Source organism: Achromobacter insuavis (genome assembly GCF_902859645.1).
Classification (GTDB): domain Bacteria; phylum Pseudomonadota; class Gammaproteobacteria; order Burkholderiales; family Burkholderiaceae_B; genus Achromobacter; species Achromobacter insuavis.
In genome coordinates, this window is sequence record NZ_CADIJR010000032.1 from 12,087 (window position 1) to 33,192 (window position 21,106).

The 21,106-nt window shown below is 69.4% G+C and carries 21 protein-coding genes; 10 read left to right on the forward strand and 11 right to left on the reverse strand.

Features of this window, described 5'->3' with window-relative positions:
• Positions 1 to 22: 22 nt before the first annotated feature.
• On the reverse strand, positions 23 to 937 hold the full coding sequence (locus H0523_RS16855; protein WP_054430123.1) for a LysR family transcriptional regulator: 915 nt from the start codon (positions 935 to 937) through the stop codon (positions 23 to 25).
• A 121-nt stretch (positions 938 to 1,058) separates the two neighbouring features.
• On the opposite strand from H0523_RS16855, the gene lysA reads away from it, so the two are divergent.
• Entirely contained in the window at positions 1,059 to 2,288 is a 1,230-nt protein-coding gene (lysA, locus tag H0523_RS16860) for a diaminopimelate decarboxylase (protein WP_054430125.1), read from the forward strand.
• 48 nt (positions 2,289 to 2,336) lie between these two features.
• Here lysA and garL read toward each other — a convergent pair whose 3' ends face one another.
• From garL to H0523_RS16885, 5 genes are all read right to left on the reverse strand, one after another.
• A complete protein-coding gene (gene garL / locus H0523_RS16865; protein WP_054430127.1) occupies positions 2,337 to 3,104 on the reverse strand; it encodes a 2-dehydro-3-deoxyglucarate aldolase in 768 nt (255 codons plus the stop codon).
• A 70-nt stretch (positions 3,105 to 3,174) separates the two neighbouring features.
• A complete protein-coding gene (locus tag H0523_RS16870; protein WP_054430129.1) occupies positions 3,175 to 4,170 on the reverse strand; it encodes a Bug family tripartite tricarboxylate transporter substrate binding protein in 996 nt (331 codons plus the stop codon).
• 114 nt (positions 4,171 to 4,284) lie between these two features.
• Positions 4,285 to 5,391, reverse strand: coding sequence for an Ldh family oxidoreductase (locus tag H0523_RS16875; RefSeq protein ID WP_054430133.1), 1,107 nt, complete (start codon positions 5,389 to 5,391; stop codon positions 4,285 to 4,287).
• 53 nt (positions 5,392 to 5,444) lie between these two features.
• Positions 5,445 to 6,158, reverse strand: coding sequence for a FadR/GntR family transcriptional regulator (locus tag H0523_RS16880; RefSeq protein WP_054430135.1), 714 nt, complete (start codon positions 6,156 to 6,158; stop codon positions 5,445 to 5,447).
• Positions 6,159 to 6,278: 120 nt separating this feature from the next.
• Complete coding sequence (locus H0523_RS16885) at positions 6,279 to 7,208, reverse strand: dihydrodipicolinate synthase family protein (RefSeq protein ID WP_054430137.1); 930 nt, start codon at positions 7,206 to 7,208, stop codon at positions 6,279 to 6,281.
• 232 nt (positions 7,209 to 7,440) lie between these two features.
• Here H0523_RS16885 and H0523_RS16890 point away from each other — a divergent pair, with 232 nt between their 5' ends.
• The 3 genes from H0523_RS16890 to H0523_RS16900 all read left to right on the forward strand — a co-directional run bounded on the left by H0523_RS16890 (position 7,441) and on the right by H0523_RS16900 (position 10,551).
• Positions 7,441 to 8,439: a tripartite tricarboxylate transporter substrate binding protein gene (locus tag H0523_RS16890; protein WP_054430140.1), complete on the forward strand. Its 999-nt coding sequence runs from the start codon at positions 7,441 to 7,443 to the stop codon at positions 8,437 to 8,439.
• 73 nt (positions 8,440 to 8,512) lie between these two features.
• Entirely contained in the window at positions 8,513 to 9,484 is a 972-nt protein-coding gene (locus H0523_RS16895; RefSeq protein ID WP_054430142.1) for a Bug family tripartite tricarboxylate transporter substrate binding protein, read from the forward strand.
• 110 nt (positions 9,485 to 9,594) lie between these two features.
• Positions 9,595 to 10,551 (forward strand): 2-hydroxyacid dehydrogenase, encoded by a 957-nt coding sequence (locus H0523_RS16900; protein ID WP_054430146.1) that lies wholly within the window; start codon positions 9,595 to 9,597, stop codon positions 10,549 to 10,551.
• Positions 10,552 to 10,764: 213 nt separating this feature from the next.
• Here the strand turns inward: H0523_RS16900 and H0523_RS16905 are convergent, their stop codons facing one another.
• The 3 genes from H0523_RS16905 to radA form a co-directional block, all read right to left on the reverse strand.
• Positions 10,765 to 11,004 (reverse strand): hypothetical protein, encoded by a 240-nt coding sequence (locus H0523_RS16905; RefSeq protein WP_054430148.1) that lies wholly within the window; start codon positions 11,002 to 11,004, stop codon positions 10,765 to 10,767.
• Between the two features lie 202 nt (positions 11,005 to 11,206).
• The gene (locus tag H0523_RS16910; protein ID WP_054430150.1) at positions 11,207 to 11,980 is read right to left on the reverse strand and encodes a sulfite exporter TauE/SafE family protein; all 774 of its coding nucleotides are present in this window, start codon (positions 11,978 to 11,980) and stop codon (positions 11,207 to 11,209) included.
• A 12-nt stretch (positions 11,981 to 11,992) separates the two neighbouring features.
• A complete protein-coding gene (radA, locus tag H0523_RS16915; RefSeq protein WP_054430152.1) occupies positions 11,993 to 13,357 on the reverse strand; it encodes a DNA repair protein RadA in 1,365 nt (454 codons plus the stop codon).
• Between the two features lie 431 nt (positions 13,358 to 13,788).
• On the opposite strand from radA, the gene H0523_RS16920 reads away from it, so the two are divergent.
• Together H0523_RS16920 and hpaR are read left to right on the forward strand one after the other, a co-directional pair.
• The gene (locus H0523_RS16920) at positions 13,789 to 14,424 is read left to right on the forward strand and encodes a hypothetical protein (protein WP_054430154.1); all 636 of its coding nucleotides are present in this window, start codon (positions 13,789 to 13,791) and stop codon (positions 14,422 to 14,424) included.
• A gap of 114 nt (positions 14,425 to 14,538) precedes the next feature.
• Positions 14,539 to 14,982: a homoprotocatechuate degradation operon regulator HpaR gene (hpaR, locus tag H0523_RS16925; RefSeq protein WP_054430343.1), complete on the forward strand. Its 444-nt coding sequence runs from the start codon at positions 14,539 to 14,541 to the stop codon at positions 14,980 to 14,982.
• Position 14,983: 1 nt separating this feature from the next.
• Here the strand turns inward: hpaR and hpaD are convergent, their stop codons facing one another.
• Positions 14,984 to 15,835 (reverse strand): 3,4-dihydroxyphenylacetate 2,3-dioxygenase, encoded by an 852-nt coding sequence (gene hpaD / locus H0523_RS16930; RefSeq protein ID WP_054430155.1) that lies wholly within the window; start codon positions 15,833 to 15,835, stop codon positions 14,984 to 14,986.
• 35 nt (positions 15,836 to 15,870) lie between these two features.
• Positions 15,871 to 17,337 carry a 5-carboxymethyl-2-hydroxymuconate semialdehyde dehydrogenase gene (hpaE, locus tag H0523_RS16935; RefSeq protein WP_054430159.1) on the reverse strand — a complete coding sequence of 489 codons (1,467 nt, stop codon included), beginning with the start codon at positions 17,335 to 17,337 and terminating at the stop codon, positions 15,871 to 15,873.
• A 215-nt stretch (positions 17,338 to 17,552) separates the two neighbouring features.
• Here hpaE and H0523_RS16940 point away from each other — a divergent pair, with 215 nt between their 5' ends.
• The 4 genes from H0523_RS16940 to hpaI are packed head-to-tail and all read left to right on the forward strand — an operon-like array spanning position 17,553 to position 20,993.
• Entirely contained in the window at positions 17,553 to 18,581 is a 1,029-nt protein-coding gene (locus H0523_RS16940) for a fumarylacetoacetate hydrolase family protein (protein ID WP_054430162.1), read from the forward strand.
• Positions 18,582 to 18,601: 20 nt separating this feature from the next.
• Positions 18,602 to 19,351, forward strand: coding sequence for a fumarylacetoacetate hydrolase family protein (locus H0523_RS16945; RefSeq protein WP_054430164.1), 750 nt, complete (start codon positions 18,602 to 18,604; stop codon positions 19,349 to 19,351).
• A gap of 23 nt (positions 19,352 to 19,374) precedes the next feature.
• Entirely contained in the window at positions 19,375 to 20,178 is an 804-nt protein-coding gene (hpaH, locus tag H0523_RS16950; protein ID WP_054430165.1) for a 2-oxo-hept-4-ene-1,7-dioate hydratase, read from the forward strand.
• 14 nt (positions 20,179 to 20,192) lie between these two features.
• A complete protein-coding gene (gene hpaI / locus H0523_RS16955) occupies positions 20,193 to 20,993 on the forward strand; it encodes a 4-hydroxy-2-oxoheptanedioate aldolase (RefSeq protein WP_054430167.1) in 801 nt (266 codons plus the stop codon).
• Positions 20,994 to 21,106: the final 113 nt, after the last annotated feature.

Sequence of the window (21,106 nt, forward strand, 5' to 3'; positions counted from 1 at the left end):
CCACGGCAACTGTATCCGCCCGTCAGTCCTGCCGGGCCGCGAGGCGGGCGCGGATCTGCTGGGCCTCGTCGCGCAGGGTCGCGGTGAAGGCGTCCACCAGCGGATTCTTGGGCCGGTGCTCCGGAAACACCAGGTTGACCCGGAACGGGAACGACCGCCGCAATGGCCGGATATGCAGGCCGCGGCCGATGAAATCCAGCGCCGTCAGCGGGTTGACGATGGCCAGGCCCAGCCCCTGGCGCACGAAGGCGCACACCGAGACCGCCGTCGGCGTCTCGATGATCGCGCGCCGCAGCACGCCCTCGGCCGCGAAGGCCTCGTCGATCTGGATCCGGTAGGGATCGCTGGACGACAGGCTGACGAACGGTTCGCCGGCGAAATCGGCCAGTTCCAGCGCCGGCCGCGCCAGCAGGCGATGGCCGTCGGGCAGCACGCAGACCTCGTCCACTTCCAGCAATAATTCCAGCCGGGTGCCGGCCGGCTCCAGCTCGTGCTCGGTCAGGCCCAGGTCATAGCGCTGGGCCGTGAGCCATTCCTCCAGGAACGGCGATTCCTGCGCCTCCAGCGCCAGGCTCACGCCCGGGTAGTCCTGGCTGAAGCGCCGGAAGGCGCCCGGCAGCAGCGAATGGGAAAACGCCGGCAGCGCGATCACCGCCAGCTGCCCATCCTGGAACGCGCGCAGGCGCGCCGCCGTGGACGCCACGCGCTCCAGCCCGGCGTATGACTGCCGCACCTCGTCGTACAGCGCCAGCGCCGGCATGGTGGGCCGCAGGCGGCCGCGCACACGCTCGAACAGGGCGAAGCCGATGGTCTGCTCCATGCGCGCCAGCTCGCGGCTGACGGTGGGCTGCGAGGTGAACAGCAGGTCGGCGGCCTTGGTCACGCTGCCGGCGATCATGAGGGCGCGGAAGACTTCGATGTGCCGATGCGTCAACATGCCAAACCCATATCAGGAATGAATCGATGTGGAAAATCTAAGCATTTTACTGGATGACCCGGCGCAGGCATGATGCTGCCCTGATTCCCTACCCCGTCACCGCTACAAGGTTCACCCCGCAATGGCTTTCGATCCGCGCCAACTCACCCAACTCGCCGCCGAGCACGGCACCCCGCTGTGGGTCTACGATGCCGCCGTCATCCGCGAGCGCATCGCCCAGCTGCGCCGATTCGATGTCATCCGCTACGCGCAGAAGGCCTGCTCCAACCTGCACATCCTGCGCCTGATGCGCGCCGAGGGCGTGATGGTGGACGCGGTGTCGCTGGGCGAGATCGAACGCAGCCTGGCCGCCGGCTTCGAGCCCGCGGGCGAGCCGGCCGGCGTGGTGTTCACGGCCGACCTGATCGACCACGCCACCCTGGCCACCGTCATCAAGCACGGCATCACCGTCAATGCCGGCTCGCTCGACATGCTCGAACGCGTTGGCCAGCACGCGCCGGGGCACCGGGTGTGGCTGCGCATCAACCCGGGCTTCGGCCACGGCCACAGCAACAAGACCAACACCGGCGGCCCGCAAAGCAAGCACGGCATCTGGATCGACGACGTCGCGGCCGCCATCGGCATTGTGCGCCGCTACGGCCTGAAGCTGGTCGGCATCCACATGCACATCGGCTCGGGCGTGGACTACGGCCACCTGTCGAGCGTGTGCGACGCGATGGTCGACGTGGTCGCGTCGCTGGACCACGACATCGAGGCCATTTCGGCCGGCGGCGGCCTGTCGATTCCGTATCGCGAGGGCGAGCCGCGCATCGACTGCGACCACTACTTCGAGCAATGGGACGCGGCCCGCAAGCGCATCGAGCAGCGCCTCGGCCATGAGGTGCGCCTGGAGATCGAACCGGGCCGCTTCCTGGTGGCCGAGGCCGGCGCGCTGGTGGCCGAAGTGCACGCGATCAACCGCCGCCCCGAGCGCGATTTCGCGCTGGTGGACGCCGGCTTCAACGACCTGATGCGCCCGGCTATGTACGGCAGCTACCACCGCATCTCGGTGCACGCGCCGGACGGCGCCACGCCGCCGACGGCCGAGACCCGCGTCGCCGTGGCCGGCCCGCTGTGCGAATCGGGCGACGTCTTCACGCAGGACGCCGGCGGCGTGGTCTCGGATCAGTCGCTGCCGCAGCCGCGCATCGGCGACTTCCTGGTGTTCCACAATGCCGGCGCCTATGGCGCGTCGATGTCCTCGAACTACAACACCCGGCCGCTGGCGGCCGAAGTGCTGCTGGACCGCAACGAGGCGCGCCTGATCCGCCGCCGCCAGACGGTCGCCGACCTGCTGGCGCTGGAGCAATAAGGCAAGGCGCGGCCGTGGCGAACGCGACGGCCGCGCGATCAGGCAGGATCAGGTGGGAAAGGCTTCGCGCAAGGCGAAGGTGGCCTGCTTGAACACGCCCAGGTCGGTGCCGACCGCGACGAAGTGCATGCCCATGTCCAGGTAGCGGCGCGCATCGGCCTGCACCGGCGCCAGGATGCCCACCGCCTTGCCCTGCGCGCTGACGCGCTGGTACAGGTGGCGAATCGCTTCCTGCACTTCCGGGTGGCCCGGATTGCCCAGGTGGCCCAGGGCCGCGGCCAGGTCCGACGGGCCGATGAAGACGCCATCCACGCCCTCGACCGAGGCGATCGCGTCGACCGCCTCGATGCCGGGGCGGCTCTCGATCTGCAGCAGCACGCAGATGTTGTCGTTGATGGTCTTCAAGTAATCCGGCACGGTGCCGTAGCGGTTGCTGCGCTGCATGCCGGCCACGCCGCGGATGCCCTGCGGCGGATAGCGCGTGGCGGCCACGGCGCGGCGCGCGTCGTCCTCGGATTCGATGAAGGGGATCAGCAGGTTGTAGAAGCCGATATCGAGCAGGCGCTTGATCTCGACCGGATCGTTCCAGGTCGGCCGGCCGATGGCGGCGCTGGCGCTGCCCTGCAGGGCCTGCAGCTGCTGCAGGAACATCGGCACGGTGTTGGGCGAATGCTCGCCGTCCAGCAGCAGCCAGTCGAAGTCGGCCAGGCCCGCGACTTCCGCGGTGATGTGGCTGGACATGCACATCCAGAAACCGATCAGGCGCTCGCGCGCCAGGATGCGTTGGCGAAAGCGGTTGGGCAAGGGTGAAGTCATCGCTGCGGGTTTCCCATCGTATTGAACCCCCGGCGCCGCCCGGCGCGCGGGGGGGAGTTGATACCGGACGCTAGTCCATGCGGGCGCCGGAGGCCTTGGCCGCCGCGCCCCACTTGGTGATTTCGGATTGGACGAAGGCCGAGAACGCCTTGGGGTCGTCGCCCACCACCACGAAGCCTACGCTTTCCAGCTTCTGCCGGATATCCGGTGAAGCCAGGGCCTTGACGGTCGCCTGGTTCAGGCGCTGGATGACCGCGGGCGGGGTCTTGGCCGGCGCCGACAGGCCGAACCAGGACTCGGCGGCAAACCCCGGATAGCCCGATTCCGCCACCGTGGGCGTGTCCGGATAGGCCGGGTTGCGCTGGGCGCTGGCCACCGCCAGGGCGCGCAGCTTGCCCGACCTGACCTGCGGCAGCAGCGAATCCTGGTTCAGGAACATCACCGAGACACGGCCGCCGATCATGTCGGTGATGGCGGCCGCGCCGCCCTTGTAGGGCACGTGCACCAGGTCGAGCTTGGCGGCCTGCTTGAGCATTTCCATGGCCAGATGGCCGGACGAGCCGTTGCCCGAGCTGGCGTGGGTGTACTTGCCCGGATTGGCGCGCACCAGCTTGATGAAGTCGGCGAAGTTGGTGGCCGGGAATTCCATGTTGGCCACCAGCACATTGGGGCCGGTGGCCAGCAGCGAGATGTGGGCGAAGTCGCTGTCGCGGTACGGCATGCTCTGGTAGAGCGAATAGCTGATGGCGTTCGAGCCCACGCCCGACAGCAGCAGCGTGTAGCCGTCGGGCTCGGCCTTGGCGACCACATCGGAACCGATGTTGCCGTTGGCGCCGCCCTTGTTCTCGACCACGACGCTCTGGCCCAGTTCCTTGGACAGCTCGGCGGCCAGCAGGCGTCCGACCGCGTCGGTGCTGCCGCCCGCGGGGAACGGCACGATCAGCTTGACCGGCCGCGTCGGCCAGTCCTGCGCCAGCAGCAGCCCCGGCGCGACCGCCGCGGCCGCGCCCAATGCCAGCGCGGCCAGCCCCAGCCGGCGGCGCGCCGGCGATGTCTTGTGTTGCATGGTTGTCTCCTTGTGGTGTTTTTCTAATGCTTGCCGCCCGGTGGCCGGGTCGGTGGATCAACGCGCGGGCAGGCCCGCGCGGCGGGAAAAACGTCATGCGACCGGACGGAGCGCTCAGTCCAGCAGATAAGGCACCGCGGCGCGCGCGCAGATCTCGCGCAGGCGCGTCGCCAGTGCCGTAGGGATCGGGATGCCCTGTTCGCGGCGGCGCGCGCGCTCGGCGGCCTCGGGCTCGCCGGCCACCAGCACCGGCTCGTCGGGCCGCGCGGGCGGCGTGTCGTGCAGCGTGTCGATCAGGTCGTCCATGTCAGACTCGAACGAGCCGCTGGCGCGGAACGCGTCGGGATTGAGCGCCAGGAAGAAGTGGCCGACGTCATCGGGCTCGCCGGGGCGGCGCGTGACATTGCGGCGCGCCGCCAGCGCGCTGCCGCTGAGCGTGCCGCCCAGGATCTGCGCCATCATCGCCAGGCCGTAGCCCTTGTGGCTGCTCATGGCCGGCGTGCCGCCCAGCGGCGTCAGCCCGCCCTCGGGATGCTTGAAGATGAACTGCATGGCGCTGTCGGCCGCGGTGACCGGCTCGCCCTGTCCGTCCACCGCCCAGCCCGGCGGCAGCGGCTTGCCCAGGAAGTCATAGACCTTGACCTTGTTGGCCGCGACGGTGGTGGTGGCCATGTCGAGCACGAACGGCTCGTTGTGCGCGGCCGGCGCGCCGAAGGCGATGGGGTTGGTGCCCAGCATGGGCATGGCGCCGCGCGTGGGCACCATGATGACGCCGTTGGCGCTGCTGGTGACCAGCCCGACCACGCCGCGCTCGACGGCGATGCGCGCATAGACGCCGGCCGCGCCGAAGTGATGCGAATTGCACACCGAGACGGCGCCCACGCCATGCTCCAGCGCCTTGTCGACGGCCAGGTTCATGGCCTGCGCCGATACCGGATAGCCCAGTCCGCCCATGCCGTCGAGCAGCGCGCTGGCGCCGCCGTCGCGCACCACGCGCGGGCGCGCATCGAGCTTGAGCGAGCCGGCGCGCAGTTTGTCCTCGTACGCGGGCAGCATCGAGATGCCGTGCGAATCGATGCCCAGCAGATCCGTCTCGGCCATCAGGCCCGCGGTGATGGCGGCCAGGTCCGGCGCCATGCCCCATGCCTGCAACACAATCAGAATCTGCTCCCGCACCTGCCCCGCCGATGCCGCTGTTCCTGCCGAACCATTGCCTTGCACGCGATCTCTCCTGCTGTTGTCAGTGTGAAGCTCCCGGACGGCGCGCGGGCCGGTCAATCGCGTTCGCGGTCGACCAGCCGGTGGCGGGCCTGGCCCAGGTGGAATTGCATGGCGACCCGGGCGCGCTCGCCGTCCTGGGCGCGGATCGCCTCGAGGATGGTGGCGTGCTCGTCCAGGACGCGCTGGGCGCGCTGGCGCGACCCGGTGCGGGTCAGATTGAGCGTCAGGCGCATGAAGCCGTTGATGGACTCGTGGATGCTTTCCAGCACGCCGAGATAGAAGTCGTTGCCGGTGGCCTCGGTGATGCTGGCATGGAACGCCAGATCGGCCTCGGCCGACATCTGGCCGCGCGCCAGGCTGTCGGCGAAGGCGGCGTGCGCGGCCTCGATCTTCTGCAATTGCTCGTCGGTGCGGCGCAGCGCCGCCAGCCGCGCGGCGTCGCCTTCCAGCGCCACGCGCAGTTCCTGCGCGCGCAGGTAGGCGCCGACGTTGCCGACGTCGCTGAAGGCGGTCAGGCGCGGCGCCGGCTGGTGGCTGACGAAGGTGCCCAGGCCCTGGTGCGCGGTGATGAGGCCGTCGGCGCGCAGCCGCAGCAGGGCTTCGCGCACCACTGGCCGCGATACGCCGAAGCGCTCGGAGATCTCGTTCTCGGAAGGCAGCTTGTCGCCGACGTTGAGATTGCCGGCGACGATCTGCTCGAAGATCTGGCCGTACAGCTGATCCGCCAGCCGCACGCGGTGGCCGCGTTCCAGCACCAGCGCGCCCATGGCGTCCGGCTCGGCGGACGCGGACGGCGCGGACGGGGGCGATGCTTTGGGTCGGGCCACGGAGCCTCCTAGGGCCTATTAACAGCGCTCATCGTACCGTCAATGCCGCGCGCGCGGCCATCAGGCCGTGACGGTTTCGCGGTCCCACTCGGCCAGCGCGCGCGCCACCGGCGCGACCCGTTCGCGCTCGGCGCTGGAGATGCCGGTCAGCAGCGGCAGCATCGGACCCATGTCGGCCACGCCGGACAGGGTCACGGCGTCGTGCAGCACGCGGATCGGGCTGATCGCGTCGCGGCAATCCTCCAGGCCCAGGTAGTGGGCGCGCACCGTTTCGGCCTCGTCGTAGCGGCCTTCCTTGAGCAGATGCAGCAGGCGCATCGAGCCGCGCGGGGCGACGCAGACCGAGCCGGAGGTGAAGCTCTTCAGGCCGAAGTCGCGATAGTGGACGATGGCCGGGCGTTCGCCGATGCCGCTGACCACGCGGTTGGCGTCCACGCTTTGCAGCAGCGCCGACAGATAGGCGTCGCGCGCCGGCTCCTCGCGCACCACCGCGTACTTGAACGCGACGATGCGGCCTTCCTCGACCAGGCGCGCCGCCGTGGCCGGCGCGAGGTAATCGGCGGACTTGATGTAGACCACCGCGGGCTTGCCCAGCGCGTCGGTGAAGCGGCGCACGCCATCGGCCAGGCCGGCGTCGGTGTAGGGAAACGACATCGGCAGCAGCATCGCGGTGGGAAAGGCGCGCGAACGCAGCAGCGCGGCCTGGTCCATCATCTTGCCGAAATCGGGGCCGACCGAGGGCAGGATCCAGGTGTCCGGCCCGGCCAGCGCGGCCAGCATATCGACGATGCGGGCGTATTCGCCCACGCCGACGTTGTAGAAGTTGGCGTTGCCGCCGTACATCACGTTGCGCACGCCGCCCGCCTCCAGGTGCCGCAACAGCTGCTGGTTGGCGGCTTCGTTCAGGGACAGGTCGGCATGGCGCGCCAGCGGCGGCACCGCGATGACGGAACGCTGCAGGTCCTGGACGGTGACCGGGGAGGTTTTCATGGCGGGGTCTCCTGGCGGATTCCGAGGCGGAATCCAGTTGTTAGATGACTGGTTCGCAAAAAGTATACTTGGTTGACAAGTAGACCCTCAATACCTATATTCGTTTTACAAGTCATCGGTAGCACGACGGCGAGGCGCGACAGACGCCGGCAGCATTCAGACCCGGGCCCCGGCCCGGCAGGAACACCCCACAAACGATGCGCGGCCACGCGCACACGAGGAGACGACTTCCATGCTTGCAGCCCCCTTGCGCGGCCGCCTGGCCCTTGCCGCCTGTCTGGCCGCGGCGGCCCTGTTGCCCGCCGCCGCGCGCGCCGCCGACTATCCGGCGCGCGACGTCAGGATCATCGTGCCCTTCCCCGCCGGCGGCACCGCCGACATCGCCGCGCGCGTGGTCGCGGCCGAACTGGGCAAGGCCTGGGGCAAGGCGGTGGTGGTGGACAACAAGGCCGGCGCGGGCGGCAACGTCGGCACCGCCGAGGCGGCGCGCGCCGCCGCCGACGGCTACACCCTGCTGATGGGCACCGTCAGCACCCACGCCATCAACCAGTCCGTCTACGCCAAGCTGCCCTACGATCCGGTCAAGGACTTCACTCCGGTGACGCTGGTGATCCCGGTGCCCAACGTGCTCGAACTGAATCCGGGCTTTGCCGACAAGCACGGCATCCGCAACGTGGCGGACCTGATCAAGTACCTGAAGGCCAATCCCGGCAGCGTCAACATGGCCTCGACCGGCAACGGCACCTCGACCCACCTGTCGGGCGAACTGTTCCAGACCATGACCGGCACCCGCATGACGCACGTGCCCTACAAGGGCAGCAGCCCCGCGCTGACCGACGTGATGGCGGGCTCCTCGGATCTGATCTTCGACAACCTGCCGTCGTCGATGGGCTTCATCAAGAGCGGCAAGCTGCGGCCGCTGGCGGTCACCACCGCCACGCGTTCGCCGGCGCTGCCGGACGTGCCGACGCTGGCCGAGGCCGGCGTGCAAGGGTACGAGGCATCCAGCTGGTTCGGCCTGCTGGCCCCGGCCGGCACGCCGCCGGCGATCGTCGACAAGATCCAGCGCGATGTCGCCGCGGCGCTGCAACAGGCGCCGGTGCGCGAACAGCTGCAGGCCCAGGGCGCCACGCCGTCGGGCAACACGCCGGCGCAGTTCACCCAGTTCATGGCGCGGGAAACCGTCAAATGGGCCGCGGTCGTGAAGCAATCGGGCGCCAAGGTCGACTGACCCGCGCCGATCCGGACCCGGCCGCCACGCGTGGGCGCCGGGTTCTTCATCATCACGCGAACCAGGAGACACCATGAACAAATCGATGGGCGCGATCGCGCTGTCCGCCGCCGCGCTGCTTGCCGGGCCGGCGGTCCATGCCGCCGGCTATCCCACCAAGCCCGTCACGATGATCGTGCCGTTCGTGCCGGGCGGCTCGTCCGACATCACGGCGCGCAGCGTCACGCCGGGGCTGACCAAGGCGCTGGGCCAGACCTTCGTGGTCGAGAACAAGCCGGGCGCCAACAGCGCCATCGGCGCGCAGGCGCTGGCCCGCTCGACCGCCGACGGCTACACCATGATGGTCGGCTCGATCGGCACCTTCGCCATCAACGAGGCGCTGTACAAGAACCTCTCGTACAACCCGAGCAAGGACTTCGAGTACCTGACCCAGGCGGTGCGCAATCCCAACGTGCTGGTGGCCTCGCCGTCGTTCCCGGCCAACACGGTGGCCGAACTGGTCGACTACGCCAACAAGAATCCGGGCAAGGTGTCGTACGCCTCGTCCGGCACGGGCTCGTCCGACCACCTGTCGGCGGTGATGTTCCGCCAGCGCACCCAGACCTCGGGCGTGGACGTGCCGTACCGCGGCGGCGGCGCCGCCATCGCCGACCTGATGGGCGGCCAGGTCAACGTGTCGTTCCAGAATCTGGGCGCGGTGCAGACCCACATCAAGGCCGGCAAGCTCAAGGCGCTGGCCATCACCGGCGATGCGCGCGCGGCGGACCTGCCGGACGTGCCGACGCTGGCCGAGGCCGGCGTCAAGGACATGGTGGTGTATTCGTGGCAGGGCTTCGCCGTGCCCAAGGGCACGCCGCCGGCCGTGGTGCAGCAGCTGACGCAGGCGCTGCAGACCGCCCTGCGCGATCCGCAGACCGAGAAGACGCTGCAGGGGCTGGGCTTCGAAGTGGTGGCCAACACGCCGCAGCAGTTCAGCGCGTTCCAGCAGGCCGAGGTCAAGCGCTGGAAGGACGTGATCCAGAAGGCCGACATCCAGCTGGAATAAGGCCGCCAGGCGGTGCGGCCCGGGGATGCTCCCGCGGCCCGCGCCCTCTCAGCCGGATTCAAGGCCGGATCAAGTAGCATGAAGGTTTCGCCACCCACCTGTACGACAACATGACCACCAAGCATCGCATCATCCAGGTCGGCTCGCTGGCCGGCTCGCCCTCCGCCAACCAGCGCCTCGCCGAGCGCTATGACGTCATCGAGCTCTGGAAGCAGCCGGATCGCAAGGCGGCCCTGGCCGAACTCGGCAAGGGCGTCACCGCCGTCGTCACCTCGGCCAACTTCGGCGCCAACGCCGAACTCATCAACGCCCTGCCCGACCTGAAGGCCATCTGCAGCTGGGGCGTGGGCTACGAGACCATCGACGTGCAGGCGGCGCACGCGCGCGGCGTGCAAGTCAGCAACACGCCCGACGTGCTGACCGATTGCGTGGCGGACCTGGCCTGGGGCCTGCTGATCGCCGGCGCCCGCCGCATGGGCCAGGGCGAACGCTTCGTGCGCGCCGGCCAGTGGGGCCAGGTGCACGGCAGCATTCCGCTGGGCCAGCGCGTCAGCGGCAAGAAGCTCGGCATCGTGGGCCTGGGCCGCATCGGCGAGGCCATCGCCCGCCGCGGCGTCGGTTTCGACATGCAGGTGCGCTATCACAACCGCAGGAAGCGCGACGACATCGATTACGGCTACGAGGCCTCGCTGACCGACCTGGCGGCCTGGGCCGACTTCCTGATCGTGGCCACCGTGGGCGGCCCCGCCACGCGCCACCTGGTCAACCGCGAAGTGCTGGAGGCACTCGGTCCGCGCGGCATCATCGTCAACATCGCGCGCGGTCCGGTCATCGACGAGGCCGCGCTGGTGGCCGCGCTGGAAGCCGGCAAGCTCGGCTGCGCCGCGCTCGACGTGTTCGAGCACGAGCCCAAGGTGCCCGAGGCCCTGATCAAGAGCGACCAGGCGGTGCTGCTGCCTCACATCGGCAGCGCCACGCTGGAAACGCGCCAGTCGATGGAAGACCTGATGCTGGAGAACCTCGCGGCGTATTTCGATACGGGCCGCGTGATCACGCCGGTGGATTGAGGCGGACGGGAACGACGGCGCGGTCAGCGCCGTCGGCTCCCGTGCACGTGACGCGAATACCGGCAACACAAACGCGTCCGGCACAAACGCGGCCGGCACAAACGAAAAAGCCTCTCGGCGCCCATACCGAGAGGCTTTCGACTTTCAGGCCCGAAGACCCGTCCGCCGTGCAAAGGAACTACGGGATCCTGCGATCCGGCACTGCGCAACGCCTTACTTGGCAGGCGTCGTGGCGGTGCCCGATTTGTCCATCTTGGAAGCGCCCGATTTCTCGGCGCCTTGTTTGGCGGACGTCTTGTCGGACTTGTGATGCTTGTGCTGCGCCTGGGTCTTGGTGTCGCCCGCCTTGGTCGTGGCATCGGCGCCCGCCGCGAACGCCGAAGGCGCGGCAGCGAGACCGAGGCACAAGGCCGAAGTGGACAGGAACGCAGCGATACGGGAGTGAGTCGTCATTACATGAACTCCTAATGGTGAAGGCCGCGGGGCTGCCCCCTTGGCCTTTCCGACACGGGGCGGCAACATCGCCGCATGACCCGTACTCCGTTGGAACCCGCGCCCCGCCGAAGGTTCAGCCCGATGCGCGGAATTTTCGCGTCCTTTCCGACGTTAACGCTTCGTCATGGGATCGTGACAATCGACGCGCGCCCTGCGACGCTCAGCTTTCAAATATCAGCAGCGCCACGGTGGCGAACAGCATCGCCGCGAAACAGGCTCTCAGCTTTCGTTCAGGCAGGCGATAGGCCAGGCGCACGCCCACCGGCACGAACAGCAGGCTGCCCGCGGCCAGCGGCAGGCCCACCAGCCAGGCGGCCTGGCCGGCCCATGAATACGTCGCCAGCGCCACCGCCGAACCGGGAATCACCATGCACAGGGCCAGCGCCTGCGCGGTGGTCTGCGGCAGCCGGAACACCGTGGTGATGATGGGCACCGCCAGCACCGCGCCGCCCACGCCGAAGAAACCGCCCAGCGTGCCGCACAGCATGCCCAGCACGCTGGCGCGGCGCGGCGTGAAGACCGGCGCGTTGCCGCTGGCCCTGGGCGCGCGCCGGGCCAGGCCGGCGCGCCAGGTCTGCCAGGCATAGAACAGCGCGATGAAGAACAGGAACACGGCGAAGCTCAGGCGCAGCACGCCCGACTCGATGCCCAGCGCCAGCCGCGCGCCGACCCAGGTGAACACCACCGCGCCGCCCGCGCCGGCCAGCGCCACGCGGCGGTCGATGCGGGTCTGCTGGTTGTACTTGCGCACCGCCATGATGATGGTGGGCAGCACCATGATCAGCGCGGTGCCCTGCGCCAGCTGCTGGGACATGCCCATCAGCAGCACCAGCGCCGGAATCGCGATCATGCCGCCGCCGATGCCCAGCACGCCGCCCATGAAGCCAATGAGGCACCCCGCGCCCAGGCACAGGGCGATCAGCAACAGACTCACGTGGGGCTCCCGTCAGCGCAGTTTGTCGAGCGCGGCGTCGAGCCGGTCCATCGCCCAGATCTCCAGCCCTTCGATGGGCTGGCGCGGCGCGTTGGCCTTGGGGATGAGCGCGATCGAGAAGCCCAGCTTGGCGGCTTCGCGCAGGCGTTCCTGGCCGCGCGGCGCGGGCCGGATCTCGCCCGCCAGGCCGACTTCGCCGAAGGCGATCAGGCCGCGCGGCAGGGGTCGGTCGCGCAGCGACGACATGATGGCCAGCAGCACCGGCAGGTCGGCCGCCGGCTCGGTGATCCGCACCCCGCCCACGGCGTTGACGAACACGTCCTGGTCGAAGGTCGAGACGCCCGCATGGCGGTGCAGCACCGCCAGCAGCATTGCCAGGCGGTTGCCCTCCAGGCCTACCGTCAGGCGGCGCGGATTGGGCGCGTGGGAACTGTCCACCAGCGCCTGGATCTCGACCAGCAGCGGGCGGGTGCCTTCCTGCGTGGCCATCACGCAGGAGCCGGCCACCTGCTGCTCGTGCTGCGACAGGAACAGCGCGGAGGGATTGGCGACGCCGCGCAGGCCGCGGTCGGTCATGGCGAACACGCCCAGCTCGTTGACCGCGCCGAAGCGGTTCTTGAAGGCCCGCACCAGGCGGAACGACGAATGCGTGTCGCCCTCGAAGTACAGCACCGTGTCGACGATGTGCTCGAGCACGCGCGGGCCGGCCAGCGCGCCGTCCTTGGTGACGTGGCCGATCATGACGATGGCGATGCCGGTCTGCTTGGCCAGGCGCGTCAGCTGCGCGGCGCACTCGCGCACCTGCGACACCGAGCCGGGCGCGGCGGTCAGCTCGCCGCTGTACAGGGTCTGGATCGAGTCGATGACGGCCACGCTGGGCTTCTGCTCGGACACCGCGGCCTGGATGGCTTCCAGGCGGATTTCCGCCAGCAGATTGACATTGCCGGTCTGCAGCCCCAGCCGGCGCGCGCGCAGCGCCACCTGCTCGGCCGATTCCTCGCCGGTGACGTAGAGCACGTTGGTGCTTTCCGACAGCGAGGCCAGCGCCTGCAGCAGCAGGGTCGACTTGCCGATGCCGGGGTCGCCGCCGATCAGCACCACGGCGCCGGCCACCAGGCCGCCGCCCAGCACGCGGTCGAATTCCTCCAGCCCGGTGGGGGTGCGCGGCGTTTCACGCGCCTCGATCTCGGACAGGCTGCGCACCGGGCTGCTGGAGGCCAGCGGCGCATAGCGGTGCGAGGCCGCGGCGGCCGGCGCGGCCGACTCCACGGTTTCTTCCAGGGTGTTCCAGGCGTTGCAGTGCGGACACTTGCCTTGCCATTTCGGGGTGGTGCCGCCGCATTCGGCGCACACATAGACGGTTCGGGTTTTGGCCATGGGCGCAAGTTTACCGGCACACGGCGGCGCCCGGGAGCCGCGGATGCGTCGCCGCGGCGCGCCGGACCGGCGGTTTTGCCCCGCCCTGGTGCAGCCAGCTTTCAATTCGCTTGCATAAACAGGGACGTGTCACAGTTACACCATGCAAACAGAAGAAATTCGCTGGCAGATTTCTGCAAATCGCGCATAATCACCGGGTGATGCGCAATGTTGAACCGTCGGTTATGTGGCGGCATACCCGGCGCCGCCGTCCGACAGGACGGCACGACGGGAATCGCGGCGCATCGCGAGACGCTTGGGCCGCAGACACGGCCACCTAAACCGGAACACGACCCGCCCCTGGACGAGACCGCCGGACCACCGGCGCAGCACAGGCCAAGGTCAGACGCGAATACGCCTTGCCACCAGGCGTATGCGCGAGGAGTACGCGCATGAGCATTACCTATCGCCCCCCCTTCGACGAAGACGACGAACTGGATTTGCGCGCCCTGTATCGCAAGCCCAGGGCTGGCGGCAGCCCCGAACTGGACGCGGCCGTGCGCCGCACCTGGCATCCCGGCCGCAGCTGGCACCCGGGCTGGGCGGCCGCCGCCTGCGCCGCGCTGGTCGCCGGCCTGTTCGTCTGGACCGACATGCGTGAAAGCGCCGAGCATGCCGACGCGGCGCCGCAACTGGCCGTGTCGCACGAGCCGGCCATCAATATCGAACGCGGTCCCGCGCCCCGGCCCGCGGTCGCCGAAGCGCCCGCGCCGCAGCCGACGTCCGCGCCGGTGCAGCGCGCCGCGGTGCAGACGCCCGCCGACGCGCCCGCCGCCGTTCCCGCCCAGCAGGCGGCCACGGAAGCCGCGCCGGCCACCGCCGAACAACCCGCCGAGGCCGCCAGCAGCGAGCCGGTCGCCTTCAGCGAGCAGGACATCGAGGCCCGCGTGGCGCACATCCGCGCGCTGATGCAGGACGACCAGCAGGAAGACGCCGTGACGGCGCTGCACGAATTGCAGCAAGGCGCCCCCGACCTGACCCTGCCCGACGACCTGCAGGAACTGGCGCAGCAGAACCCTGCTTCCTGACCCCGTTTCCGCTTTCCGCTTTACCCGTCCAGGCCCGCCTTCGTTGCGGGCCTGGACGTTGATACCCCCGAGATCCGGTCAGAAACTGATCGGCTTCTTGCTAACATGGCCAACATGAGTCCGAGCTTCCACCACCGCAACCTCCCCCACCTGCTGCTCTACGCGCGCGAAACCCTGATGGCGCACTTCCGGCCGATCCTGCACGCGGCCGGCGTCACCGAACAGCAATGGCGGGTGTTGCGCACGCTGAGCGAAGTCGGCGCGATGGAACCCAACCAGATCGCCCGCAGCTGCCAGATCCTCAGCCCCAGCCTGACCCGCATGCTGGCCGGCATGGAGGAACAGGGCCTGATCAAGCGGGTGCGCTCGAACGCCGACCAGCGGCGCCAGGAAATCTCGCTGACGCCCAAGAGCAACAAGCTGATCGACCGCATGCGGCCGCAGGTGGATGCCAAGTATCAGGAAATCGAGGACCGGATCGGCAAGGAATTGCTCGACCGCCTGTACGCCGACGTCGACGCGATGGTCGACCTGATCAAGCGCGATCAGGCCGAATGACTCAGTCCGGCACGGGCAGGATCGCGTTGATCTGGCCCGTGCCCGAACTGGTGAAGTAGTCCGTGACGATCTCGGCCGGCCGGTCGTAGGCGTCCCAGCCCAGCAGTCCCAGCAACATGGCGGTGTCGTGCATGCCGCCCTCGCCCACGCACAGGTCGGCGTATTCCGGCAGCATGGCGCAGAACGTCTTCCAGTCGCCCTGGCGCCACAGGTCCACCACCCGCAGGTCGACCTGGCGGTAGAACTCGCGGCTGATCTGGTGCATGGCGGCCTCGGGGCTGCCGTTGTCGTTGAAGCGGTGCGACAGCGAACCGCTGGCCAGCACCGCGACGCGGCTGTCGCTCTGCTCGATGGCCTGGCGCAGCGCCGCGCCGAAGCGGCGGCTGTCTTCCAAAGCATGCCAGGCGCACCAGGCCGCCACCGACACCACCTTGAAGCGGTCGTCGCCATTCATGTAGCGCATGGGCACCAGCGTGCCGTATTCCAGCTCCAGGCTGGCGATCTCGTGCGCGCGGGTGGCCACGCCGGCGGCGCTGGCGCACTCGGCGATGCGCCGGCCCAGCGCCGGATCGCCGCGATAGGCATAGTCCATGTCCTTGATGAAATGCGGCAGCTCGTTGCTGGTGTAGCGGCCGGCGAAGCGCTCGTTGCAATTGACGTGATAGCCGGCGTTCACCAGCCAGTGCACGTCCAGCACCACCAGCGTGTCCACGTCCAGGTCGCGGCAGCGCTGGCCGATGGCGCGGTGCCCCTGGATCGCGGCTTCACGGCAGCCATGGTGGCGGCCGGGCATTTCGGATAGGTACATCGACGGCACGTGCGTTACCTTGGCCGCCAGCGCGAGCTTGCCCATGGTGTTTGTCTCCTGGTTGTCTTGCCGGATGGGGTTCAGACGCCCCACTTCGGGATGTGATGGCTGCCCATCGAGACGCAGACGTTTTTGATCTCGGCGAACACTTCGTAGCTGTATTCCCCGCCCTCGCGGCCGGTGCCGGATTCCTTGGTGCCGCCGAACGGCTGGCGCAGGTCGCGCACGTTCTGGCTGTTGATGAACACCATGCCGGCCTCGATGCCGCGCGCCAGCCGATGGGCGCGGCCGATATCGCTAGTCCAGATGTACGACGCCAGGCCGTACTTGACGTCGTTGGCCAGCGCCAGGCCGTGGGCCTCGTCCTTGAACGGGATCAGGCAGGCGACCGGGCCGAAGATCTCTTCCTGGGCGCAGCGCATGCGGTTGTCGACGTCGGCCAGCACCGTGGGCCGCACGAAGTTGCCGCCCGCCAGGCGCGCCGGCAGGCCCGACGGCGCCTCGGCGCCGCCAGCCAGGATGCGCGCGCCCTCTTCCTTGGCCAGGCGGATGTAGCCGGTGACCTTCTCCCAATGCTGGCGCGTGATCATCGCGCCCACGTGGGTCTGTTCGTCGAAGGGATCGCCCACCGCCAGGCGGTTGGCGCGCTCGGCGAAGCGGCGCACGAAATCATCGTAGATCGATTCCTGCACGAAGATGCGCGAACCCGCGGTGCAGCGCTCGCCGTTGAGCGAGAAGATGGTGAACAGCGCCGCGTCCAGCGCGCGCTCGACGTCGGCGTCGTCGAACACCAGCACCGGCGACTTGCCGCCCAGTTCCATCGAATATTTCTTGATGCCGCCCGCGCTCGCCAGGATCTTCTTGCCGGTGACGGTGCCGCCGGTGAACGAGATCGCGCGCACGCCGGGATGGCGCACCAGCGCGTCGCCAGCGGTGGCGCCATAACCCTGCACCACGTTGAGCACGCCGGGCGGAATGCCGGCCTCCAGCGCCAGCAGGCCGAGCTGGTCGGCCGTCAGCGGCGACAGCTCCGACATCTTCAGCACCGCGGTGTTGCCCAGCGCCAGGCAGGGCGCGGTCTTCCAGGTGGCGGTCATGAAGGGCACGTTCCACGGCGACACCAGCGCGCACACGCCGACCGGCTGGTACAGCGTGTAGTTCAGCATCTGGTCGTCCACCGGATAGGTGTGGCCGTTCATGCGGGTGCAGACTTCGGCGAAGAAGGTGAAGTTCTCGGAAGCGCGCGGGATCAGCTGCTTGCGCGTCTGCGAGATCGGCAGGCCGGTGTCCCGCGTTTCCAGCTCGGCCAGCTGCGGCACGTTGCGGTCGATCAGTTCGCCCAGGCGGCGCATCAGCCGCGCGCGCTCCTTGGCGGGCGTGCCGGCCCACTTGGGGAAGGCCTCGGCCGCGGCGGCCACGGCGGCGTCGATCTCGGCCTGGCCGCCGGCGGCGACTTCGTCGATGGCCTCGCCCGTGGCCGGGTTGAAGGTGGTGAAGCGGTCGGCGCTGTCGACCTGCCTGCCATTGATCCAGTGCTTGATGCTCACGTGCGTCTCCTCGCCTTGGGCGGACGGCCGGCGCCAATGCGGCGGGCGGCTCGAGAATTTAGTTAACGCGTTAACTTTATGCGCCGGCGATGGCCCTGTCAACGGCGGGAAACCCCTGCCGCGCGGGCGCGCCGGCGATTGCCGCGGCCCCGCTTTTTCACTATGATAATTAACATGCTAACAATATGCCGGAGAGGGCTGGTCCCGCGCCTGTCATGCCACATATCTGGATTGAGTGCTCCGCCAACCTGGACCTGGACACCCGCGCCCTGATGCGCGCGGTGCAGGACGCCGCCGTCGGCGACGGCAGCCTGTATCCGCTGGCCGGGGCGCGCACCCGCGCCGTGCGGGTGGACGACTACCTGATCGCCGACGGCCATCCCGACAACGCCTTCGTGCACGTGCTGCTGCGCATCGGCCACGGCCGCAGCGCCGCGCAGCAGGCGGCACTGGGCGAACGCGCGTTCCAGGCCTTGCGCGACGCGCTGGCGCCGGAAATGGCGCGCCGGCCGCTGGGCCTGTCGCTGCAGGTCGAGGAGGCCGACGCGGTGCTCAACTACAAGCACAGCAACTACCGCGACTACCTGGCGGCGCGCGCCGCCGCGCTGCCGCGCACCGTGGCGGGCGCCGCGCTCAACACGCGCCAGGCGCTCGCCGCGCTGGGCGAGGCGATGAACGCGCCGCCCTACCAGGCCGCGCCGCGCGCGCCGGTGCTGTACATCAAGCCGGCCAACACCCATGCCGCCGATGGCGACGCGATCACGCTGCCGGCCGACGTGCCCGAGGTGCGCATCGGCGCCACCCTGGGCATCGTGTTCGGCCGGCGCGCCAGCCGCGTCAGCGAAGCCGAGGCGCTGGCCCACGTGGCCGGCTATCGCGTGGTGGCCGACCTGTCGGCGCCGCACGACAGCTACTTCCGCCCCGCGCTCAAGCAGCAATGCCGCGACGGCTTCTGCCCCATCGGCCGCGACCTCGCGCCGGTGACGGCGGTGCCGGATCCGGACGCGCTCGGCATCGAGACCTGGATCGACGGCGAGCTGGCGCAGCGCGCCAGCACCGCCGACCTGGTGCGCCCGGTGGCCCGCCTGATCGCCGACGTCACCGCCTTCATGAGTTTCGAGCCCGGCGACATCCTGCTGGCCGGGGCCCGCGCCGATGCGCCGCTGGCGCGCGCGGGCCAACGCTACGAGATCCGCATCGCCCAGGTCGGCACGCTCGGCAACACGCTCATCGCCGGCGCCTGAGGCGCCCCACGGAACCCGCCATGAAACACGCACGCATCGCCTACGAAGGCGCCCTTCACGCCGCCACCGACGCCGGCCACGGCCGCATCCGCCTGGCCGACGGCCGCGAGCTGGCCGAGGACGCCGTGACCTGGCTGCCGCCGATCGAGCCGCGCACCACCTTCACGCTGGCCATCAACTACGCCGACCACGCCAAGGAACTGGCGTTCAAGGCGCCGGCCGAGCCGCTGGGCTTTCTCAAGGCGGCCAACACCTTCGTCGGCCACCGGGCGCAGACGCTGCGGCCGGCCGACGTGGGCTTCATGCACTACGAATGCGAGCTGGCCGTGGTGATCGGCAAGACCGCCCGCAACGTGACGCGCGAGCAGGCCTATGAGTACGTGGCCGGCTACACCGTGGCCAATGACTACGCGCTGCGCGACTACCTGGAAAACTGGTATCGCCCCAACCTGCGCGTCAAGAGCCGCGACACCTGCACCCCGCTGGGGCCGTGGCTGGTGGACCGCGACGACGTGCCCGATCCCATGAACCTGGACCTGCGCACCACCGTCAACGGCGTCGAGACGCAGCGCGGCAACACCCGCGACATGGTGTTCGACATCCCCGCCCTGATCGCGTACTTCAGCGGCTTCATGACGCTGTCGCCGGGCGACCTGATCCTGACCGGCACCCCCGACGGCATCGTCAACGTGCAGCCGGGCGACGAAGTCGTGACCGAGATCGACGGCATCGGCCGGCTGGTCAACACGCTGGCGCCCTGCCCCGACTGATTTCCCCCACCTGGATACCCCGCATGCTCGATTCCACCACCGTGCGCGCGCTGGCCGCGCGCCTGCACGACGCCGAACGCACCCGCCAGCAGATCCGCCAGATCTCGCTGGAGCATCCCGACATCACCATCGCCGACGCCTACGCCATCCAGCGCGCCTGGATGGACATCAAGCTGGGCGAAGGCCGCGTCAAGCGCGGCCACAAGATCGGCCTGACCTCGCGCGCCATGCAGCTGTCGTCGCAGATCGACGAACCCGATTTCGGCATGCTGCTGGACGACATGTTCTTCGAGGACGGCGGCGATATTCCCGCCAGCCGCTTCATCCTGCCGCGGCTGGAAGTGGAGCTGGCCTTCGTGCTGGGCAAGCGCCTGCAGGGCCCGAACGTGACCCTGTTCCAGGTGTACGACGCGGTCGAGTACGTGGTCCCGGCGCTGGAGATCATCGATGCCCGCTCGCACGGCATCGACCCCGACAGCAAGCGTCCGCGCAAGGTGTTCGACACCATCGCCGACAACGCCGCCAATGCCGGCGTGGTGATGGGCGGGCGGCCGGTGAAGATCGGCGAGCTGGACCTGCGCTGGATCGGCGCGATCCTGTCGCGCAACGCGGTGATCGAGGAGACCGGCGTGGCCGCCGGCGTCTTGAACCATCCCGCCAATGGCGTAGTATGGCTGGCGAACAAGCTGGCCGCGCATGAGGTGGCGCTGGAAGCGGGCGAGATCATCCTGTCGGGTTCCTTCACCCGTCCGGTGGCCGCGCGCCCCGGCGACACCTTCAACGTCGACTACGGCGTGCTCGGCTCCGTCAACTGCCACTTCATCTGATCCCCACGCGGCCCATGGATATCCTGACCAATCAATTCAAACGCGCGCTGCGCGCCGGCACGCCCCAGATCGGCCTGTGGGCCGGCCTGGCCAGCGCCTATACCTCCGAGATCATCGCCGGCGCCGGCTTCGACTGGCTGCTGATCGACGGCGAGCACGCCCCCAACACGCTGCAGACCACGCTGGCGCAGCTGCAATCGGTAGCGGCCTATCCGGTCGCGCCGGTGGTGCGCCCGGCCTGGAACGACCCGGTGCAGATCAAGCAGATCCTCGACACCGGCGCCCAGACGCTGCTGGTGCCGATGGTGCAGTCGGCCGAGGAAGCCGCCGCCGCCGTGGCCGCGGTGCGCTATCCGCCGACGGGCATCCGCGGCGTGGGCAGCGCGCTGGCGCGTTCGTCGCGCTGGAACCGCATCCCCAACTACCTGGAGCGCGCCAACGACGAGATGTGCGTGCTGGTGCAGATCGAGACGCCGCGCGGCGTGGACGCGCTGGAAGCCATCCTGGCCGTGGACGGCGTCGACGGCGCCTTCATCGGCCCTGCCGACCTGTCGGCCAGCATGGGCTACCTGGGCCAGCCCGAGCATCCCGAAGTCACCCGCACCATCGACGCGGCCATCGGCCGCATCGTCAAGTCGGGCAAGGCCGCCGGCATCCTGCACAGCGGCGTGGCGCAGGCCAAACACTATCTGTCGCTGGGCGCGACCTTCGTGGCGGTGGGCGTGGACGCGGTGCTGCTGGCGCGCGCGGCCGAAAAGCTGGCCGGCGAGTTCAAGGACCTCAAGCCGGTCGGCAAGGCCGGCGGGCCGTACTGAGTTCCCCCCGGGAAACCGCGGCAAGAAAAACGGCGCCCGCGGGCGCCGTTTTTTTATCGAAGGCCAGGAGCGGCGTAGCCACGATGGGCCGCGCCGCCTGGCCCGATCCGGGC

What these genes read in the sequence shown, in the direction of transcription:
- H0523_RS16855 (WP_054430123.1), bottom strand. Translation starts at nt 937, where the DNA reads ATGTTGACGCATCGGCACATCGAAGTCTTCCGCGCCCTCATGATCGCC.
- lysA (WP_054430125.1), top strand. Translation starts at nt 1,059, where the DNA reads ATGGCTTTCGATCCGCGCCAACTCACCCAACTCGCCGCCGAGCACGGC.
- garL (WP_054430127.1), bottom strand. Translation starts at nt 3,104, where the DNA reads ATGACTTCACCCTTGCCCAACCGCTTTCGCCAACGCATCCTGGCGCGC.
- H0523_RS16870 (WP_054430129.1), bottom strand. Translation starts at nt 4,170, where the DNA reads ATGCAACACAAGACATCGCCGGCGCGCCGCCGGCTGGGGCTGGCCGCG.
- H0523_RS16880 (WP_054430135.1), bottom strand. Translation starts at nt 6,158, where the DNA reads ATGGGCGCGCTGGTGCTGGAACGCGGCCACCGCGTGCGGCTGGCGGAT.
- H0523_RS16885 (WP_054430137.1), bottom strand. Translation starts at nt 7,208, where the DNA reads ATGAAAACCTCCCCGGTCACCGTCCAGGACCTGCAGCGTTCCGTCATC.
- H0523_RS16890 (WP_054430140.1), top strand. Translation starts at nt 7,441, where the DNA reads ATGCTTGCAGCCCCCTTGCGCGGCCGCCTGGCCCTTGCCGCCTGTCTG.
- H0523_RS16895 (WP_054430142.1), top strand. Translation starts at nt 8,513, where the DNA reads ATGAACAAATCGATGGGCGCGATCGCGCTGTCCGCCGCCGCGCTGCTT.
- H0523_RS16900 (WP_054430146.1), top strand. Translation starts at nt 9,595, where the DNA reads ATGACCACCAAGCATCGCATCATCCAGGTCGGCTCGCTGGCCGGCTCG.
- H0523_RS16905 (WP_054430148.1), bottom strand. Translation starts at nt 11,004, where the DNA reads ATGACGACTCACTCCCGTATCGCTGCGTTCCTGTCCACTTCGGCCTTG.
- radA (WP_054430152.1), bottom strand. Translation starts at nt 13,357, where the DNA reads ATGGCCAAAACCCGAACCGTCTATGTGTGCGCCGAATGCGGCGGCACC.
- H0523_RS16920 (WP_054430154.1), top strand. Translation starts at nt 13,789, where the DNA reads ATGAGCATTACCTATCGCCCCCCCTTCGACGAAGACGACGAACTGGAT.
- hpaR (WP_054430343.1), top strand. Translation starts at nt 14,539, where the DNA reads ATGAGTCCGAGCTTCCACCACCGCAACCTCCCCCACCTGCTGCTCTAC.
- hpaD (WP_054430155.1), bottom strand. Translation starts at nt 15,835, where the DNA reads ATGGGCAAGCTCGCGCTGGCGGCCAAGGTAACGCACGTGCCGTCGATG.
- H0523_RS16940 (WP_054430162.1), top strand. Translation starts at nt 17,553, where the DNA reads ATGCCACATATCTGGATTGAGTGCTCCGCCAACCTGGACCTGGACACC.
- H0523_RS16945 (WP_054430164.1), top strand. Translation starts at nt 18,602, where the DNA reads ATGAAACACGCACGCATCGCCTACGAAGGCGCCCTTCACGCCGCCACC.
- hpaH (WP_054430165.1), top strand. Translation starts at nt 19,375, where the DNA reads ATGCTCGATTCCACCACCGTGCGCGCGCTGGCCGCGCGCCTGCACGAC.
- hpaI (WP_054430167.1), top strand. Translation starts at nt 20,193, where the DNA reads ATGGATATCCTGACCAATCAATTCAAACGCGCGCTGCGCGCCGGCACG.